The sequence below is a fragment of the Bacillus sp. RCC_6_1 genome, from assembly GCF_041360755.1.
Taxonomy (GTDB): domain Bacteria; phylum Bacillota; class Bacilli; order Bacillales; family Bacillaceae_G; genus Bacillus_A; species Bacillus_A cereus.
This window is the reverse complement of the sequence record NZ_JBFUPV010000001.1, coordinates 974,250-990,344: the sequence shown is the minus strand read 5'-3', so window position 1 is coordinate 990,344 and position 16,095 is coordinate 974,250. Positions and strand designations below refer to the sequence as shown.

The window sequence follows — 16,095 nt, the reverse complement described above, 5'->3', positions numbered from 1 at the left end:
GTGATGGACAAACTACCATTTCTAAAAAAAATAAGAAATTGGCCCACCTACGAAAGAAATAAGTAAGATATAGAGAAAGGTTTATATAATGTAAAGAAGAAAAGTGCAACATAAAAAACTACATGCTAATTGTTGGGAGTGTTTAACAATTGGCATGTAGTTCGTGGATTAGTCCTTTATTTACATTGATTTAATTTTTCAATGGTTGTTTTAGGTAAGATTGGAATTGAAATAGTGAAAGTTGTACCATCTTCATTACTAGTCATTTTTAATGTGCCGTTATGATTTTGGATGATTTTTTTTGTTACTGACAAGCCTAGTCCTGTTCCCGAATCCTTCGTTGAGAAGAATGGATCAAAGATATATTCTTGAATAGCTGGAGGAATACCAATTCCATTATCTGTGAAAGTAATCCGAATGAAGTTATTAAGGCGATAACTAGTAATTTGAATAGAAAGAGGTTTGTCGCCTTGAGCATCGACGGCATTTTGAAATAGATTTAAAAACACTTGAACAAGTTCATGTCGATCAATATTGACTAAAATATCATCTAATTCATTAGAGAAGTTATAATCAATTGAAATATTATGCAAGGAAACTTCACTAGCTAGTAACTGTTGAATATAGTCACGTAAAAATGTATTGATGGGAAACGGTTCTCTTGTAAATTCCCGTGTTTTTGAAATGGCTAAAAATTTTGTAATAATATTATTTGCACGATCTAATTCAGGGATAAGCAAGTTTTTAAATAACTCTTTATTTGATGGAGAAATGCTTTCTTGTAAAAATTGTAAGTATCCTCGTACTGTTGTAAGAGGATTTCGTACTTCGTGTGCAATTCCAGCTGCGATTCGCCCTGCTAACGAAAACTTCTCTGCATCACGTTCTGTATTTAAATAATGAAAGACACTAATAACTCTAAAAATCTCCCCGTTATAATCGCGAATAATTCGGTTATTTATAATGCCATAGTTTTTGTCTAAAACTTCTTCATTATATATTTCTGTTCCCGTTTTTAATGTTTCAATTGCTTTAATTTTTTCTTCCGGCAAGTTTAGTAATTGTTGAATCGGTTTTCCGATAATATCATTTCGTATTATACCGAAATCATCTGCAGCAACTTGATTACATAAAGTAATATTCCCGTTACTATCGATAAAGGTTACATGATGTGAAAAGGCATCAAAAATATGTACAAAGTGTTTTTCAAGTTGTTCAAATAAAAATAATGAATCACAAGTAAGTTGAAAATGAGCCTCTTTATTCTCTTTTGGTATTTCTTGAATGGAATGAGTCGTTCTAGTTTTCTTTATTCGTAAACCAATATGTGGATTTTTGTATGTGAAATGATGTGGTAATTGATTCACAAGTTCTTCATAAAAACGTACTTTATTTTCTAGTTCTTCAATTCGTTTTTCATGAGATACAGTAGCATCGTTTGGAAGCATAAATAAATAACCCCTCATTTTAAAAATTCTTCCATATAGTATATCATATTTTTATAAGGATACTCTTAAAGAAAAGGCTACATGATGCAAAGTGTTTGGAAAGTGAATTGAAGATGAAGTTAAAAGGGAGGGGTATATGTGCTGTTTATTGGAGTGACAGGATGGGGAGATCATGATTCTTTATACATAAATCCCTATGAAAATAGAAATAAATTACGAACATATAGCGAGTATTTTCCTATTGTGGAAGTGGATAGTTCATTTTACGCGATGCAACCTGCACGAAATTATATAAAATGGGCAATGGAAACGCCGAAAGATTTTTCTTTTGTCGTAAAAGCGTATCAAGGAATGACAGGACATATGAAAGGTGAAATTCCTTTTTCTACGTTCGATGAGATGTTTGATGTGTATAAACAGTCTATTCTTCCTTTAATAGAAGCTGATAAATTAAAAACAATTTTATTTCAATATCCACCATGGTTTGATTGCAAAAAGAAAAATGTAGATTTTCTTCGATATACGAAAGAAAAAATGGAAGGTTTACCATGTGCAATAGAATTTCGAAATCAAACATGGTTTTATCCAGAAATGAGAGATAAGACGTTACAGTTTCTAGAACAGGAGAAATGGATTCATACAATTTGTGATGAACCACAGGCTGGGATAGGTTCTGTGCCACTCGTGTTAGAGGTTACGAATTCAGACATGGCATTAATACGTTTTCACGGTCGAAATGTTCATGGTTGGCTTGATAAAGGGGAAAATTGGAGAGCGGTTCGCTGTTTATATCGCTACAACAATAAAGAACTGGAAGAATGGGTTGAACGACTAGAGCAATTAAAAAAGAAAACAAAGGATATATACGTACTGTTTAACAACAATTCAGGTGGGGATGCAGCAGATAATGCGAAACAGCTTATGAAAATGATGAACATTACATATGGTGAGCCGAAGCCGGAGCAATTAAATTTTTTTGAATGATAATAAACAAGAAAGGCACTGTACAAACAGGGGGAATGTACAGTGCCTTTCTATATGAAAAAGAGGGGTAACAATGTTACTGAGCGTTTGGTTGATTCATCAATTGTTGGCTTCATAATAAATGATAATGGTTATCATTATCATTGTCAATGGTTTTTCTAAAAATATATAAAAAACTTTATATATTTTAAATAGAGATAAAAAAAGAACAGCGATTAATGCTGTTCTTTTCCATTGACGAATTGTTGTAAATCAAAAGGAGTTATCGCTTGGATAAATTCTTTTGAGATAAGTGTTTGAACGAGAGTGCTCTCAGAGATAGAAGCACCTGTCTTCTTTTCATAAGCTTGTTTTAATAAATCAAGTTTTTCAGCCGTTTCTTTTGGTAATTCAATTGTAAGTGTGTTCATAATTTCTCCCCCTTATTATTAGAGTACCACTACAGTATAGGAGAGACAAGAAAAGAGAATATGAAATATAAAAAAGGTTACCAAATTTTAAAATGGTAACCTTTTTTATGTATAAGAGTTATTAAGCAATACCGATATACTTTAAAGTTTTTGATGGAGTACTGTGATCAAAGAAGTGTTGTAAAAACGCAATATCAACACCTGATTTGTATGCACAATAACCCCAAGTTTTTCGAAGTGTATGTGAGCTAATCCCTTCTAATCCAACTTCTTTTGCAGCTTTGTTTAAAATGTACCATGCATGTTGTCTCGTAATAGATTTTGTTCCTTTTTGAGATTTTAACAATGGTTCATTACGTTTCCAAGTTTTACGTTCTTTCATGTAGTCTTCGATTGCGTGCTGTAAGTCTTCATTTACAGCAAACCATTTATGTTTCTTCACTTTTTCATTGTAAAATAAAATGGAATGGCGAACATTTTCATTTTCATCGATTACATCACTAACTTTTAATTGTAAGATTTCACTTACTTTTAAGCCAGAATTTACAGCTAATACGAATAATAAGCCATCGCGTTTCGAAGATTGTAAAAGTATATTTTTGATAGTTTCTAATTGTTTTTCATTTTGAATAGGTTGTCCTGCTTGTTTCATTTCACGCACTCTCCTCTTTTATATGTGTAAAGGAAAGGATTAACTTGTTTCTTACTATAAAGGGAGAGTGTGAATTTCATGTGAACTCCTAGTGAAATTAAGACAAATTATTTGACTTCTTTTACTTTTTGTAAATTGAAATAGAATACAACACTGTTAGTCGTATTATACACACCATACTCGGCATGATGGAGGTCTAAAATGTTTTTTACAATAGATAATCCGAGACCGGTACCTCCGGTGTGACGGCTACGTGATGCATCTAGACGATAGAAGCGATCCCAAATTTTTTCAAGGCTTTCTTCAGGGATAGGGTTTCCTGTATTCTCGATTTCGACTTTTACGGTATCTTCTGCTTCTATAATGGAGACTTGTATTTTTTCTCCCTCTGGCGTATAACGGATTGCATTACTTAGTAAGTTCACAACTACTTGTTCAATGCGACTGCGATTTGCTTTAACAAGTATAGAAGGGTCTGCATCGATGTTCACTTGTAAATGTTTTTCTTCCATGCTAAATAATAATTTTGTGTAGACTTGTTGCGTTAATTCACCGATTGAGAACGTCGTCATATCTAGTTTGTAAGTACCAGATTCCAACTTTGCTAATTCTAACATTTCAACAATCAGCCTGTTCATATTTTCTGTTTCTTCTAAAATAACATCAGTATAATACGAAGTATCCTTACTAACACCATCTTTAATTCCTTCTGCAAAACTTCTAATTACACTTAGCGGTGTTTTTAATTCGTGTGATACGCCAGAAATGAATTCTTTTCTTGTTTTTTCTAATTGACGTTCACGTTCAATATCTTGTTGTAACTTTGTATTAGCAACATTTAATCGATCGATTCGATCTTTTAAATTTACAGATAATGTATTGATACTGCCAGAAAGCCCGCCAATTTCATCGTCAGCTGTAACAGGTAATTTCTCGCTGAAATCAAAATTAGCCATTTTTTTTGTAACACGATTTATTTTAATTAATGGCTTTACAATAATTTTTGAGTAGTAGAAGGATAACAAAATAATTACGAGAAACACGATGATTAAGGCATAGACATAATAATCTTTTAAAACGAGCATCGCTTCATTAACAGGCTGCAAAGATGCTATCGCAAAAGCATATTCTGTAATCCTTCCATTTTCTATAATCGGTTTTACAAAGATACTATTTTTTATATTTTCTCCGCCATCTAATATGAAAGTACTTAATTGGTTCGAGTTAGAAGTGCCCTCTCTAATCATATCAGCAAAATATTGAACGGCTTGTAATGTTTCAATATCATTTGCAAGGCGAACCTCAGCTTTGGATGGGAGCTGTAACTTAGTTATAACACCTGTAAAGACGATTCGAGTTGTAGATTTGTATCGGCTCGCAAGTCTATTCTTGGAAGGATTTCCATTAATTGATTGAAAATCCGAATAGAAATGTTCGTTTTGCCATTGATTATAATTCGTTCCTAATTTTTGTGGTGTGATTATATTATTCTCTTGCACGACTCCATCAACATTGATTATTACATCTTTTTTTAAACCTAAATTTTCGAATTTATTATATTCTTCTGGTGTTAAAAGATTATTGAGTGGAATGGAATACTGTTTATTATTGTTGGGATTAAATACATCGATATAGTAATTGTTATCACTTTTAATAATACCGTTAGAATCTAAAAACTGCATATCGGCATTTGTTTTATCATGAAATTCTTGTTTTAGTTTTCTAACCTTCTCATAACTTTTATCACTTTTATCATAATTATCTACGAATTTTTCAAAAGCAGTTTGGACTGTTTTTACTTTCTTATTAATATAAAATTTCTCTAAAAATAGAGATTGTCCTAGGAAAAAAAGTAGGAATATGATTGTAAATAAAGTGGATGTTAATAAAAATAGTTTAAAGACGATACTTCTGTTTTTCACTGCGTCACCTCTTATGAGAAATACTGTAAATGATTTCTTTATCCCGCTTTAACGGGCAATAAGACTCCCACTTCAAAATTCGGCGAATACAAGGGAGTTAAGTGGGAGATCAATTGCCCGTTAAATCCGATTGGTTCAACTAATAATCAGTGGGGGATGGAAAAAACCCCCACTGATTAAAGTTTCACTTTATTATAACAAACGTTACAAGAAAGTAGAGGGGAGAAATCTGTCTCTTTATAAAGTAGTTATTTATAAAAAGTCACATAAAAAGAACTCGCCAGACGTATGACAAGTTCTTTAGTGTACTATTGTTGAATTGCTGCATCTAAAGCGATTTCAATCATTTCGTTAAATGTAGTTTGACGCTCTTCAGATGTTGTTTCTTCGCCAGTGAAGATGTGATCGCTAACTGTTAATACTGATAATGCATTTACACCGTATTTCGCTGCTAATGTGTAAAGAGCAGTTGTTTCCATTTCTACTGCTAATACACCGTAATCTCCAAGTTTTTTAACCATGTCCATGCTTTCACGATAAAACACATCTGCTGTTAAAACGTTACCGACACGAACGTGTAATCCTTTTTCAGTTCCAGCATCATAAGCTTTCTTTAAAAGGTCAAAGTTTGCAGCTGGTGCAAAATCAAATCCTGGGAATGTTAAACGGTTCATATTAGAATCAGTACAAGCCGTCATTGCGATAATAACATCACGAACTTTTACATCTTTTTGAATTGCACCGCAAGTTCCAACGCGAATTAAATTTTTAACTCCGTAGCTTTGGATTAATTCGTTTACATAAATAGAAATAGAAGGAACACCCATACCTGTACCTTGAACAGATACACGTTTTCCTTTATAAGTTCCAGTGAAACCTAACATACCACGCACATTATTATAGCAAGTAACGTCCTCTAGAAATGTTTCAGCGATATATTTTGCACGTAATGGATCACCAGGTAATAGAATAGATTCAGCGATTTCACCTTGTTTTGCTTCGATATGTACACTCATAAAAAAGTCCTCCTTATAATGTATTGATAGAAATCAATATCATTTGCATTATACACTACGAATCCTTTCAATTAAAATCTTTTTATTATTTGTAATATGTGCAAAATAGGAGGATTTCATAAATCATAATCTAGAATATATATCTTAAGAAGTTTTGTATGAATAGAGACAATAAAAATGGTAGGTGATGTTTTGAAAAATCTTGTCATCGGGCTTATTGCGTTAGTACTTATTGTGGCAGGAGGATTTTACATAAAAAAATATCAAGAAAACGAAGAGACTGTAGGAGATGTTCAGGAAGTAAAGTGGGATGTTTCGAATGGAAAGGGAAATGAGAAAGTAGATATTGTATTTCAGTTGTTAAACAACAAGAATAATGAAATTCGTGGTGTAAATGATCAAATGCGGGCAGTGATTGTAGATGGACAGTTAAAAAACATACAACAAATTAAACCCACATTTGCAGGGAACGGGTCATATAAGTTATCTTCCAAAATAGCGAAAGACGAAGAATATACAATATTTTTATACGAAGACAAAAATAAGTCCGTAGAGTCATTCGCTAGGAAGAATTTTGGTAGAACGAAAGAGGAGAACAATAAGAAAAAAGTGAAATTTCCAATCGACAGTGTACTTACAAAAAAAATAGGAGAGTATGAAGTTTCTCTTTTATTTGGTGCATTACATCCGAATGAACCAGTTACGTTAACATTTCAGTTTCAAGCGAAAAAGGGTGAAAAATTGAAATTACATTCAGAGAGAGGAGAAGTAGAGTCACTCTATATAGTGGATGAAACGAAGGAGAATTTTTTATACGCTATGCCTGTAGATACGGATGAACAATTACAATACCGAATTACATTTCCTGCCGAGGGCACGTATAAAATGTGGGGGAATTTCTATATAAATGGTAAGAAGTATGAAAAAGAATTTATTGTACAAGTTCAAAAAAGAAAAAACAGCTAAGAATTTAGCTGTTTTTTCTTTTTCCTATTAATTTTGTTACAGAGAGCATTGTAATTGGTAAAGAATGATTCTTCCTAAATGCTAAATATTTACCGCTCCATGCTGGTTTATATTTTTCTTTAAAATGTCGTAATCCGCTGAAACTATACGTATAACGAACGTTATTAAAGATTGCAGCAGCCACTCGTTCAGACCAGAAAGACTGTGTGGATAAACCAACATTTGAAAGTGGTGCCATACCGATATTAAAGGAGTGGTATTCATTTTCTTTTGCCCACTGGAATAAGTGGATGAAAATTGCGTCCATAATGCCGCTAGGCGCATCTGGATAATATCGCATTAAATCGACAGATAATGATCCGTTTTGATATACAGGCATGAATGTTGTGAATGCAATAATTTTTCCATCCGCATCAGATAATGTTGCGATAGGAGCGCGACTAATATATTCACGATCGAAGTATCCGAGTGAAAAACCTTTCTCTTTTTTTCCACCAAGCCATGCATCTGAAACTTTTCTTAACTCTTCATATAATTCGTCGGAGAAAGGTGGCTCATGAATAGAGAATGTATAGCCTTCTCTTTCAAAACGGTTGAAAGTAGCTCGCATGCCAGCGCGTTTCTTTCCTGTTATTGTAAAGGTATTTAAATCAACAACAGCTTCTTCACCAAGCTTAAAGAAGTTATAACCAAAATCGTGGTATAAACTCATCCATTTACTTTCAATTTGATAGAATACACAAATGTATCCAAATCGATCAGCCTCAGCTAAAAACTCTTGCAATACAGTACGATAGGAGGAAGGGTCCCCAATTGGATCACCTAGTACAATAAGTCGTTTTCCAGTTATTGAGAAGAGAATGAGTGCTTTTCCATCACTACTGAAAAAGAACTGTTTATCTCCTAAAAAACCTAAATGACTAAGTACATTTCCACCATGTTCATCTAAGAAGTTTTGTAATCGTTTATCATTAGCTGGTTGCCCGGGAAATTCATTTCGATAACGATTTGCAATGAGTGAACCAATTAGTAAAAAAGTAGGAACAAAAAAGGCAGCTGCTAATGCACTTCGTTTCACTTGTGTAATATTACGAACGACAAAATCAGGTTTGAAAGCTTCTTTTGCACCTGCAAATAAAATACCTAAGTTTTTATATAAATATAACGTTACAAGTAGGAATATAAAAACTTTTACGATATCGGAAAGTGAGACTTCCATTTTCTCACGTACAAACCTTTTACGAAGCATATACAATACAGCGAGTACGATTAATAAAATAAAAGTTTCTTCAACATCAATTCCTTTTAGTGTGTTAAAAATAGCCGCTCCAATTAAAGAAACAATCGTCATATAATAAGAACGTTTTGTTCCGTAATATATCCCCCGCGAAAGAATGAGGAGGAGAATACCGAATGTTAGCGATAAGCTAAAAGAAAATTGAATAAGATGTTTTGGAGCTAGAATATGTAAGGCGTGTGCCCGATTTATACTTGTCGGTAGAATGGTTGATAAAATAACCATTAAGCCAGCAAATACTGTTAAAGCAGCAGATGCCCAAGAACCTAACTTTCCTAGAAAGTCACGCTGCAAAGTCCATATAACACCAGTTGTCTCTAATGCAGGCGCAATAAAAGGTTTATCTTCAAACTTTTTAATGGCTACTCCTGTCATTTCAAAAGCTGCAAAAATGAGACCAAGGCAGAAGGGCAAGATGTAATAGACGAGACGATATAATAACATAGCAGGGAGTAAAACACCTGTATCGATGCCGTATTGCCCAAGCCCAGTTAAGAAGACAAGATCAAATGATCCAAGGCCACCAGGAACAAGACTAACGACACCAGCTAAAGCAGCAATAACATATACGCCTAAAAACTTTTGGAATTCGATTTCAATGCCAAATAATAGTAATATGACGTACATAACAATACCAGCAGATACCCATTCGACTAATGAAACTAATGAGTATAAAACAGTTGGTTTTTTCTCCTCTTCTTCTTGTTCCTCTGTTTGCGTCGCTTTTCTATTTTTTAATTTAGAAAATCCGATATATATAGGGACGAAAAGAGCGAAGAAGATAAGAACAGGCCATAGCCATGGTTTTTCATGCAAAATAAATCTCGTGTCTAATATTCCGATGAGACCAAGAAATGAAAGAATGGCTAATCCATTAATAAAGGCAGTTGTCATCCAAGCGATACTTTTAATAAGTTTTCCATTTTCTTTTATATATGGACGATAAAGCATTGTGCGTACGCCGGCTCCAACAAGACCACCAAACCCGATAAATCCATTTAAAGTATTAGCAATCCACGAGATACGGAAAATCTTTTGGACAGGGATATCAGCTTTTAAGTAACGAAGCATAACATAGTCATAAAAGAACATTGTTGATACAGCGAATGCACCAAGTGTAATTGCTAAAAAGACTCCTCCAGTTGGAATGTTTTTAATTGTATCAATCGCTTCTAAAAAAGAAATGCCCGCTAATTCTTTTTTTGCTTGAAAGAATACAATTGTTAATACAACAAATGGGAAGACAATTTTCCCGATTTGTAAGAAACGTTTCCATGAAAACGACATAAATACAACTCTCCTTGTATAAGAAAACTGAGACAATAATATTATTATGACAAACTTCAAGAAAAATAAAAAGGTAAATTCCTGTATAGGCGAGCTATTTTTTATATAGGTATATTTAAAAGAATATTTTGTTTATCAGAAAATTAAGTTAGAATAAGATGAAAGAGGGGGAGGGGAGTATATGATTATAAAAGGTTACGTAGGATATGAGTTAGAAAAAGCGAAACCTAATACATCAGAAGATTTTTTTAACAGATCTGAAGTGACATATATATTAAATGGTAAAGAGAAAACTTTTTCGGTTTTATACGTTCGATATTTTGAAGAAGTTTTACAAGAAATTACTCCTTTTGAAGGAAATCCAGTGTATAAAGTAGAAGAACAAAACATATATTTGCGTGATATTGTAGCGATATGTTGTTTAGTGAAAGATAAGGAGCTTCGTGCGCAAAAACGTTTGTATTTAAATAATATGGAAGAATTTCAACAATATTTTGATGAGGGAACGGTGTCGAAAGTACAAGAAATATTGGCTGAATTACATAAAAATAAAAGAGTAGAAATAGCGTGAAATGGCAAAGGAGAGAGAAAAATGTCTAATTTGATGGTTGAAAATCAAACAGAACAAGTTTCTATATTTTTAGAAGATGCTATTAATTTGATAACTAATTATGTAAATTATCATACGTTACCTTCTTTATTAGAGGAAACACCAGCAGGGAATGAGCAATATTATAAAGGGGTATTAGCATCAATGAGACGACTTCTCGTTTTTTGCGAAGAAGGACAGGATGCATGTTTTGTTTTGTTGAATAGCCAGCCATTTCGAAAAACAGCAGCTGAAAAAATTTTATATAAGATTTACCATCAAGTAATTGCAGAGTTTTTTTCACCGAAGAGTGATCATTGGTATGAAAATAGTCGGTCTGCATATACAGGGAAAAATTCTATCGTTTTTCAACAAACACCACCTGCATCTTTGGAGCAAGTGATGAAGAGTTTAGAAGGTAAATTTCAATTGATGCGTGAAGAACTAGAATATTATGAGACGGATTATCAGACAAAGATGTTACACAAATATTGATTGAGGAAAAGAAGCTAAGGTTACTTAGCTTCTTTTCCTTTTGTACAGTTATATAAGGGATTTTCATTGAATATAGTTAAGTGGATAGCATTAGGGAGGTGCAACATGAATCAGCAAGGTGTATTTACAGATTACTTTCATGAAGTAGAAAATTGGTGTGAAAGTGTTCTTCACGTATTAGATAGCCGCGCAATGGAAGTGTATGATGTCCATATGCTTGCTTATAAAATTCAGACGTTATTAGAGCGTATGAAAGAGCATGAGTATGAAACAGATGCAGAGTTTATGTATGAAATAAGCGATGATGTAGAACATATTCAGCATCACTTGCAGGAAGTATTTATGCAAGAAGAAGAGGAATATGAATTATATGAAAGAGGGGATAGTGAACGAGCTGTCCCAATTGGAGGACATACACTCCCGCCATTACCTTATCCGTATAATGCATTAGAACCGTATATTTCTAAAGAAATTATGATGTTACATCATGATAAACATCATCGGAGTTACGTGGAAGGGTTAAATAAAGCAGAGAAGATGATGGAAGAAGCGAGAAAAACAAATAAATTTGATTTAATTAAGCATTGGGAAAGGGAAGCGGCTTTTCATGGGTCAGGTCATTACTTACACACGATATTTTGGAATAACATGAAAAAAGACGGTGGTGGAAGTCCAAGAGGAGCTTTTTCACAACAAATTGAACAAGATTTTGGGAGCTTTTTACGTTTCCAAAAACATTTTACAGAAGCGGCCTCTAAAGTAGAAGGTTCAGGCTGGGCAATTCTCGTTTGGGTACCCCGGTCTGGAAGGTTAGAAATTTTGCAAAGTACACTTCATCAATTATTTACACAATGGGATACGATACCGCTCCTTGTACTAGATGTCTGGGAACATGCGTATTATTTACAATACCAAAATCGAAAAGATGAATATATTAAAAACTGGTGGAATGTTGTAAATTGGCCTGATGTAGAAAAAAGGTTTGAAACTGCGAAACAAATTGAATGGACACCATATTAGACGCAAATTCTCTGCGTCTTTTTTAATGGAAGTAGAAGGAAGATTTCGTTCATATTTTAAAAGGCCAAGCATACACTTGTACAAAAAGTGCCAAAAGGACGTGGGGGGAAATATGAGACGAATTTGTGTAATCATTACGCTTCTTATGATGTATGCAAGCGTTATGCCGATTCCTACATATGCAAAGATGAACAGCAATGTCAGTGCTCGAAATGCTGTATTAATGGAGCAACAGTCTGGTCGTGTATTATACGGAAAAGCAGAACATGAGCCTCAAAAAATTGCTAGTATAACAAAAATTATGACCGCCTTATTAGCTGCTGAATCAGGGAAGATGAAAGAAATGGTATCAGTTAGTAATGAAGCGGTGAGGGTGGAAGGATCGGCAATCTATTTAAAGCCTGGACAAAAAGTGAAGTTAGAAGATTTAGTATACGGACTCATGCTTAGATCTGGTAATGACGCAGCGCAAGTAATTGCTGAAAGTGTGGGTGGGAGTATAGATGGATTCGTATATTTAATGAATCAAAAAGCGAAAGAAATTGGAATGAAAGATACGCACTTCTCAAACCCTCATGGCTTAGATGGAGATGGATCACATTATTCGTCGGCTTACGATATGGCATTATTAACGAAATATGCAATGGGAAACGAGACATTTAAGAAAATCTTTGGAACCAAAACATATAAATCAGATTCTTGGGATTACCCGTGGAAAAATAAACATAAGCTGGTAACGTCTTATTATGAATTTGCAACAGGAGGAAAAACAGGCTTTACGAAGAAAGCTGGGCGAACGCTTGTGACAACGGCATCAAAAGATGGACTAGATTTAATTGTCGTAACTTTGAGTGCCTCTAGTGATTGGGATGATCATATGAATTTGTTTGATAAAGGTTTTGAACGTTTCAAACAAACGAAAGTTTTAGGACAAGGAGCAATTGCTGAAATAAATGAAAAGAAGTATGCCAACCATGTTTATACGAAAAATAGTTTTTCGGTACCGTTAACTGAAGAAGAAAAAAAGAACGTAGTATTAAAAGTTGAACTCCATAAAAGTATAAAACTTACGGATGGAGTAAAGGTTGGGAAGACAGACATTTATGTTGGTAATGAGAAAGTTGGAGAACGGAATTTATTTTATAGTAAACGGAAGTTAGTAGCTACAACGGGACTTTACTGGAATAATGTGAAAGAAATTTTTTCTTACATGATAGGTGTTGGGAACGATGGTTAATCTCGTATGGGTAGCGATGGCTGTCATTGGGATTGTATACGCCATGATAAATGGAACGATGGAAGAAGTGAATAAAGCTGTATTTGACGGAGCAAAAGATGCGGTAACGATTTGTATAGGACTTATTAGTGTTTTAGTATTTTGGCTCGGTTTAATGAAAATTGCAGAGGAAGCCGGATTGTTAAAAAAATTAGTTACACTTTTTATGCCGATAGTAAAAAGGTTGTTTCCAGAAATACCAAAGGATCATCCGTCTATGGGATTTATTCTATCAAATATGATGGCAAACTTTTTTGGTCTAGGTAATGCAGCAACCCCTCTTGGTATTAAAGCGATGGAACAACTGAAAGAGTTAAATGGAGGAAAGGATTCGGCGAGCCGTTCTATGGTGACGTTTCTAGCATTAAATACATCAGCCATTACATTAATTCCTACGACAGTCATTTCCATTCGAATGACGTATGAATCAGCGAATCCTACTGAAATTGTTGGGGTAACATTTATTGCACAAGTACTTTCTATGATTGGAGCAATTTGGATTGACCGCTATTTTTACCGAAGAAGGAGTAGAAAGGGGCGGAAAAAATGAGTATTGTAAATACAATTTCCTTATGGGTAATTCCTTGTGTAATTGGTTTTATCCTTTTATATGGCACAATAAAGAAAGTACCGACGTATGAATCGTTCGTTGAGGGAGGAAAAGAAGGGATTCAAATTGCAATTTCCATCTTACCGTTTATGGTTGGAATGCTTGTGTCTATTTCTATATTCCGGTCTTCAGGTGCGTTAGACGCAATGATATCGGTAATGAAGCCAATGTTAGATTTGATCCATGTTCCAGCAGAAATTGTTCCACTAGCACTTATACGCCCTATTTCAGGCTCTGCTGGTTTAAGTATTACGACCGATTTAATTGCCACATATGGGCCAGATTCGTTTATTGGGAGATTGGCTTCTACGATGCAAGGGAGTACAGATACGACTTTCTATATTTTAACTGTATATTTTGGAGCGGTTGGGATCAGAAAAATGGGGGATGCACTAAAAGTAGGACTTTTTGCAGATTTAATCGGGATTATATGCTCAATTGTGTTCGTTTCTTTATTGTTTCAGTAATACTATTCATTTTTTACGCTATTTCGCTTATAATACGTATACGACCACTATTAAGGTGTAGCTTAATAGTGGTTTTTTTATGTGGTATTTTTGACAAAATGATGAACTTTTATTGTGAGAAATATGAAAAATATGGACAATAATAAAGGGTAAAAACATGATTTGACCTTTATATGTTTATTATCATCGCTATGTTGTTTAAGTAAGATGAAGCGAATAGCCGTAAAGCGTATGCGGTTGCCAAGTCTTTCTAATGTAAGGTAAGATAAATTCGAGGTGAAAAAAAGAAATGGAACGATTACAAAAAGTGATTGCGCAAGCAGGTATTGCATCGAGAAGAAAGGCTGAGGAATTAATTCAGCAAGGAAAAGTGAAAGTTAATGGAAAAATAGTGAAGGAGTTAGGGACAAAAGTAACTCCTCAAGATAAAGTAGAAGTAAATAACATCCCTCTTGAAAAAGAAGAACCTGTTTATTTTTTACTATATAAACCAACTGGCGTAATTTCAAGTGTATCAGACGATAAAGGAAGAAGTGTTGTAACGGACTTTTTCCCGGAAATTACACAACGTTTATTCCCAATCGGACGCTTAGATTATGATACGTCTGGCGTATTATTAATGACAAACGATGGGGACTTCGCAAACGTATTAATGCATCCTAGATATAAAGTTGAAAAAACATATGTTGCAAAAATAAAAGGGCCATTAACAGGTGAGAAAATTCGCATGTTAGAACGCGGTGTTACGTTAGAAGACGGTAAAACAGCACCAGCACGTGTGAAAATTATTTCTTGGGACAAGCGTAAAGAAATGGCTATTGTACAATTAACAATTCATGAAGGACGTAATCGTCAAGTACGTCGTATGTTTGAAGCGTTAGACTGTAAAGTAGTGAAATTAAAACGTGAACGTTATGCTTTCTTAGAAGTAGGAAGCCTGCGACCTGGTGATGCGAGAGAATTGACACCACATGAGGTGAAACAATTACGCGCGCTTGCTTCTACAAAGCCAAGATAAGCTATAGAGTTAAAAATTCACCAGTGGAGTGCTCTGCTGGTGATTTATTCAATACAACATTTACAGAAGATAATACATAACATTTATCGAGGAGAGGAGAAGTAATATGAAGAAAAATCGCTTATTATTTCGCGTTATTATTCTACTCATTTTATGTGGTGCTGTAGGATTTACCCTTTATCAAGGATTCTTTGCTAATAAAGAGAAAATGCAAATCGGAAAAGAAGCACCTAACTTTGTTGTGACGGATTTAGAAGGGAAGAAAATTGAACTAAAAGATTTAAAGGGAAAAGGTGTATTTTTAAACTTTTGGGGCACGTGGTGTAAACCTTGTGAAAAAGAAATGCCTTATATGAATGAATTATATCCAAAGTATAAAGAAAAAGGTGTTGAAATCATAGCGTTAGATGCAGATGAAACGGATATTGCAGTAAAGAACTTTGTGAACCAGTATGGTTTGAAATTCCCAGTTGCCATTGATAAAGGACAAAAGATTATAGGAACATATGGAGTAGGTCCATTACCGACAAGCTTTTTGATTGATAAAGATGGAAAAGTAGTGGAGCAAATTATAGGTGAACAAACGAAAGAACAGTTAGAAGGGTATTTAAAGAAAATTACTCCGTAATAAAGAAAGC

16 protein-coding genes are annotated in these 16,095 nt (G+C 34.1%); 10 read left to right on the top strand and 6 right to left on the bottom strand.

Features of this window, described 5'->3' with window-relative positions; translation table 11 throughout:
• Positions 1-176 precede the first annotated feature (176 nt).
• On the bottom strand, positions 177-1,448 hold the full coding sequence (locus AB6801_RS04930; protein WP_097998917.1) for an ATP-binding protein: 1,272 nt from the start codon (positions 1,446-1,448) through the stop codon (positions 177-179).
• A 138-nt stretch (positions 1,449-1,586) separates the two neighbouring features.
• Between AB6801_RS04930 and AB6801_RS04925 the strand changes: the two genes are divergently transcribed.
• Positions 1,587-2,432, top strand: a complete 846-nt coding sequence (locus AB6801_RS04925) for a DUF72 domain-containing protein (RefSeq protein WP_000897354.1) — start codon at positions 1,587-1,589, stop codon at positions 2,430-2,432.
• A 215-nt stretch (positions 2,433-2,647) separates the two neighbouring features.
• Here AB6801_RS04925 and AB6801_RS04920 read toward each other — a convergent pair whose 3' ends face one another.
• From AB6801_RS04920 to deoD, 4 genes are all read right to left on the bottom strand, one after another.
• Positions 2,648-2,842, bottom strand: coding sequence for a DUF3924 domain-containing protein (locus AB6801_RS04920; RefSeq protein ID WP_001094860.1), 195 nt, complete (start codon positions 2,840-2,842; stop codon positions 2,648-2,650).
• Positions 2,843-2,963: 121 nt separating this feature from the next.
• The gene (locus AB6801_RS04915; protein ID WP_000806236.1) at positions 2,964-3,494 is read right to left on the bottom strand and encodes a tyrosine-type recombinase/integrase; all 531 of its coding nucleotides are present in this window, start codon (positions 3,492-3,494) and stop codon (positions 2,964-2,966) included.
• 107 nt (positions 3,495-3,601) lie between these two features.
• Entirely contained in the window at positions 3,602-5,416 is a 1,815-nt protein-coding gene (locus AB6801_RS04910) for a sensor histidine kinase (RefSeq protein ID WP_000797507.1), read from the bottom strand.
• 308 nt (positions 5,417-5,724) lie between these two features.
• A complete protein-coding gene (deoD, locus tag AB6801_RS04905) occupies positions 5,725-6,432 on the bottom strand; it encodes a purine-nucleoside phosphorylase (protein ID WP_000110707.1) in 708 nt (235 codons plus the stop codon).
• Positions 6,433-6,609: 177 nt separating this feature from the next.
• On the opposite strand from deoD, the gene AB6801_RS04900 reads away from it, so the two are divergent.
• Entirely contained in the window at positions 6,610-7,398 is a 789-nt protein-coding gene (locus tag AB6801_RS04900) for a hypothetical protein (RefSeq protein WP_000232610.1), read from the top strand.
• A 4-nt stretch (positions 7,399-7,402) separates the two neighbouring features.
• Here AB6801_RS04900 and mprF read toward each other — a convergent pair whose 3' ends face one another.
• The gene (mprF, locus tag AB6801_RS04895; protein ID WP_097998918.1) at positions 7,403-9,982 is read right to left on the bottom strand and encodes a bifunctional lysylphosphatidylglycerol flippase/synthetase MprF; all 2,580 of its coding nucleotides are present in this window, start codon (positions 9,980-9,982) and stop codon (positions 7,403-7,405) included.
• Between the two features lie 181 nt (positions 9,983-10,163).
• On the opposite strand from mprF, the gene AB6801_RS04890 reads away from it, so the two are divergent.
• The 8 genes from AB6801_RS04890 (at position 10,164) to resA (ending at position 16,085) form a co-directional block, all read left to right on the top strand.
• Entirely contained in the window at positions 10,164-10,553 is a 390-nt protein-coding gene (locus tag AB6801_RS04890) for a hypothetical protein (RefSeq protein ID WP_000584363.1), read from the top strand.
• Between the two features lie 21 nt (positions 10,554-10,574).
• Positions 10,575-11,066 (top strand): YpuI family protein, encoded by a 492-nt coding sequence (locus AB6801_RS04885; protein ID WP_000067556.1) that lies wholly within the window; start codon positions 10,575-10,577, stop codon positions 11,064-11,066.
• Between the two features lie 105 nt (positions 11,067-11,171).
• A complete protein-coding gene (locus tag AB6801_RS04880; RefSeq protein ID WP_001075739.1) occupies positions 11,172-12,086 on the top strand; it encodes a superoxide dismutase in 915 nt (304 codons plus the stop codon).
• 112 nt (positions 12,087-12,198) lie between these two features.
• Positions 12,199-13,323: a D-alanyl-D-alanine carboxypeptidase family protein gene (locus tag AB6801_RS04875; RefSeq protein WP_001252636.1), complete on the top strand. Its 1,125-nt coding sequence runs from the start codon at positions 12,199-12,201 to the stop codon at positions 13,321-13,323.
• Positions 13,316-13,912, top strand: a complete 597-nt coding sequence (gene spmA, locus AB6801_RS04870; protein WP_000247811.1) for a spore maturation protein SpmA — start codon at positions 13,316-13,318, stop codon at positions 13,910-13,912. Before AB6801_RS04875 ends, spmA begins: the two co-directional genes overlap by 8 nt.
• Entirely contained in the window at positions 13,909-14,439 is a 531-nt protein-coding gene (gene spmB / locus AB6801_RS04865; RefSeq protein ID WP_000029514.1) for a spore maturation protein SpmB, read from the top strand. The genes spmA and spmB overlap by 4 nt, the downstream gene beginning before the upstream one ends.
• Before the next feature lie 289 nt (positions 14,440-14,728).
• Positions 14,729-15,457 carry a 23S rRNA pseudouridine(2605) synthase RluB gene (rluB, locus tag AB6801_RS04860; protein ID WP_000440556.1) on the top strand — a complete coding sequence of 243 codons (729 nt, stop codon included), beginning with the start codon at positions 14,729-14,731 and terminating at the stop codon, positions 15,455-15,457.
• Between the two features lie 106 nt (positions 15,458-15,563).
• Entirely contained in the window at positions 15,564-16,085 is a 522-nt protein-coding gene (gene resA / locus AB6801_RS04855; RefSeq protein ID WP_000742194.1) for a thiol-disulfide oxidoreductase ResA, read from the top strand.
• Positions 16,086-16,095 lie beyond the last annotated feature (10 nt).

What these genes read in the sequence shown, in the direction of transcription:
- AB6801_RS04930 (WP_097998917.1), bottom strand. Translation starts at nt 1,448, where the DNA reads ATGCTTCCAAACGATGCTACTGTATCTCATGAAAAACGAATTGAAGAA.
- AB6801_RS04920 (WP_001094860.1), bottom strand. Translation starts at nt 2,842, where the DNA reads ATGAACACACTTACAATTGAATTACCAAAAGAAACGGCTGAAAAACTT.
- AB6801_RS04915 (WP_000806236.1), bottom strand. Translation starts at nt 3,494, where the DNA reads ATGAAACAAGCAGGACAACCTATTCAAAATGAAAAACAATTAGAAACT.
- deoD (WP_000110707.1), bottom strand. Translation starts at nt 6,432, where the DNA reads ATGAGTGTACATATCGAAGCAAAACAAGGTGAAATCGCTGAATCTATT.
- AB6801_RS04900 (WP_000232610.1), top strand. Translation starts at nt 6,610, where the DNA reads ATGGTAGGTGATGTTTTGAAAAATCTTGTCATCGGGCTTATTGCGTTA.
- mprF (WP_097998918.1), bottom strand. Translation starts at nt 9,982, where the DNA reads ATGTCGTTTTCATGGAAACGTTTCTTACAAATCGGGAAAATTGTCTTC.
- AB6801_RS04890 (WP_000584363.1), top strand. Translation starts at nt 10,164, where the DNA reads ATGATTATAAAAGGTTACGTAGGATATGAGTTAGAAAAAGCGAAACCT.
- AB6801_RS04885 (WP_000067556.1), top strand. Translation starts at nt 10,575, where the DNA reads ATGTCTAATTTGATGGTTGAAAATCAAACAGAACAAGTTTCTATATTT.
- AB6801_RS04880 (WP_001075739.1), top strand. Translation starts at nt 11,172, where the DNA reads ATGAATCAGCAAGGTGTATTTACAGATTACTTTCATGAAGTAGAAAAT.
- AB6801_RS04875 (WP_001252636.1), top strand. Translation starts at nt 12,199, where the DNA reads ATGAGACGAATTTGTGTAATCATTACGCTTCTTATGATGTATGCAAGC.
- spmA (WP_000247811.1), top strand. Translation starts at nt 13,316, where the DNA reads ATGGTTAATCTCGTATGGGTAGCGATGGCTGTCATTGGGATTGTATAC.
- spmB (WP_000029514.1), top strand. Translation starts at nt 13,909, where the DNA reads ATGAGTATTGTAAATACAATTTCCTTATGGGTAATTCCTTGTGTAATT.
- rluB (WP_000440556.1), top strand. Translation starts at nt 14,729, where the DNA reads ATGGAACGATTACAAAAAGTGATTGCGCAAGCAGGTATTGCATCGAGA.
- resA (WP_000742194.1), top strand. Translation starts at nt 15,564, where the DNA reads ATGAAGAAAAATCGCTTATTATTTCGCGTTATTATTCTACTCATTTTA.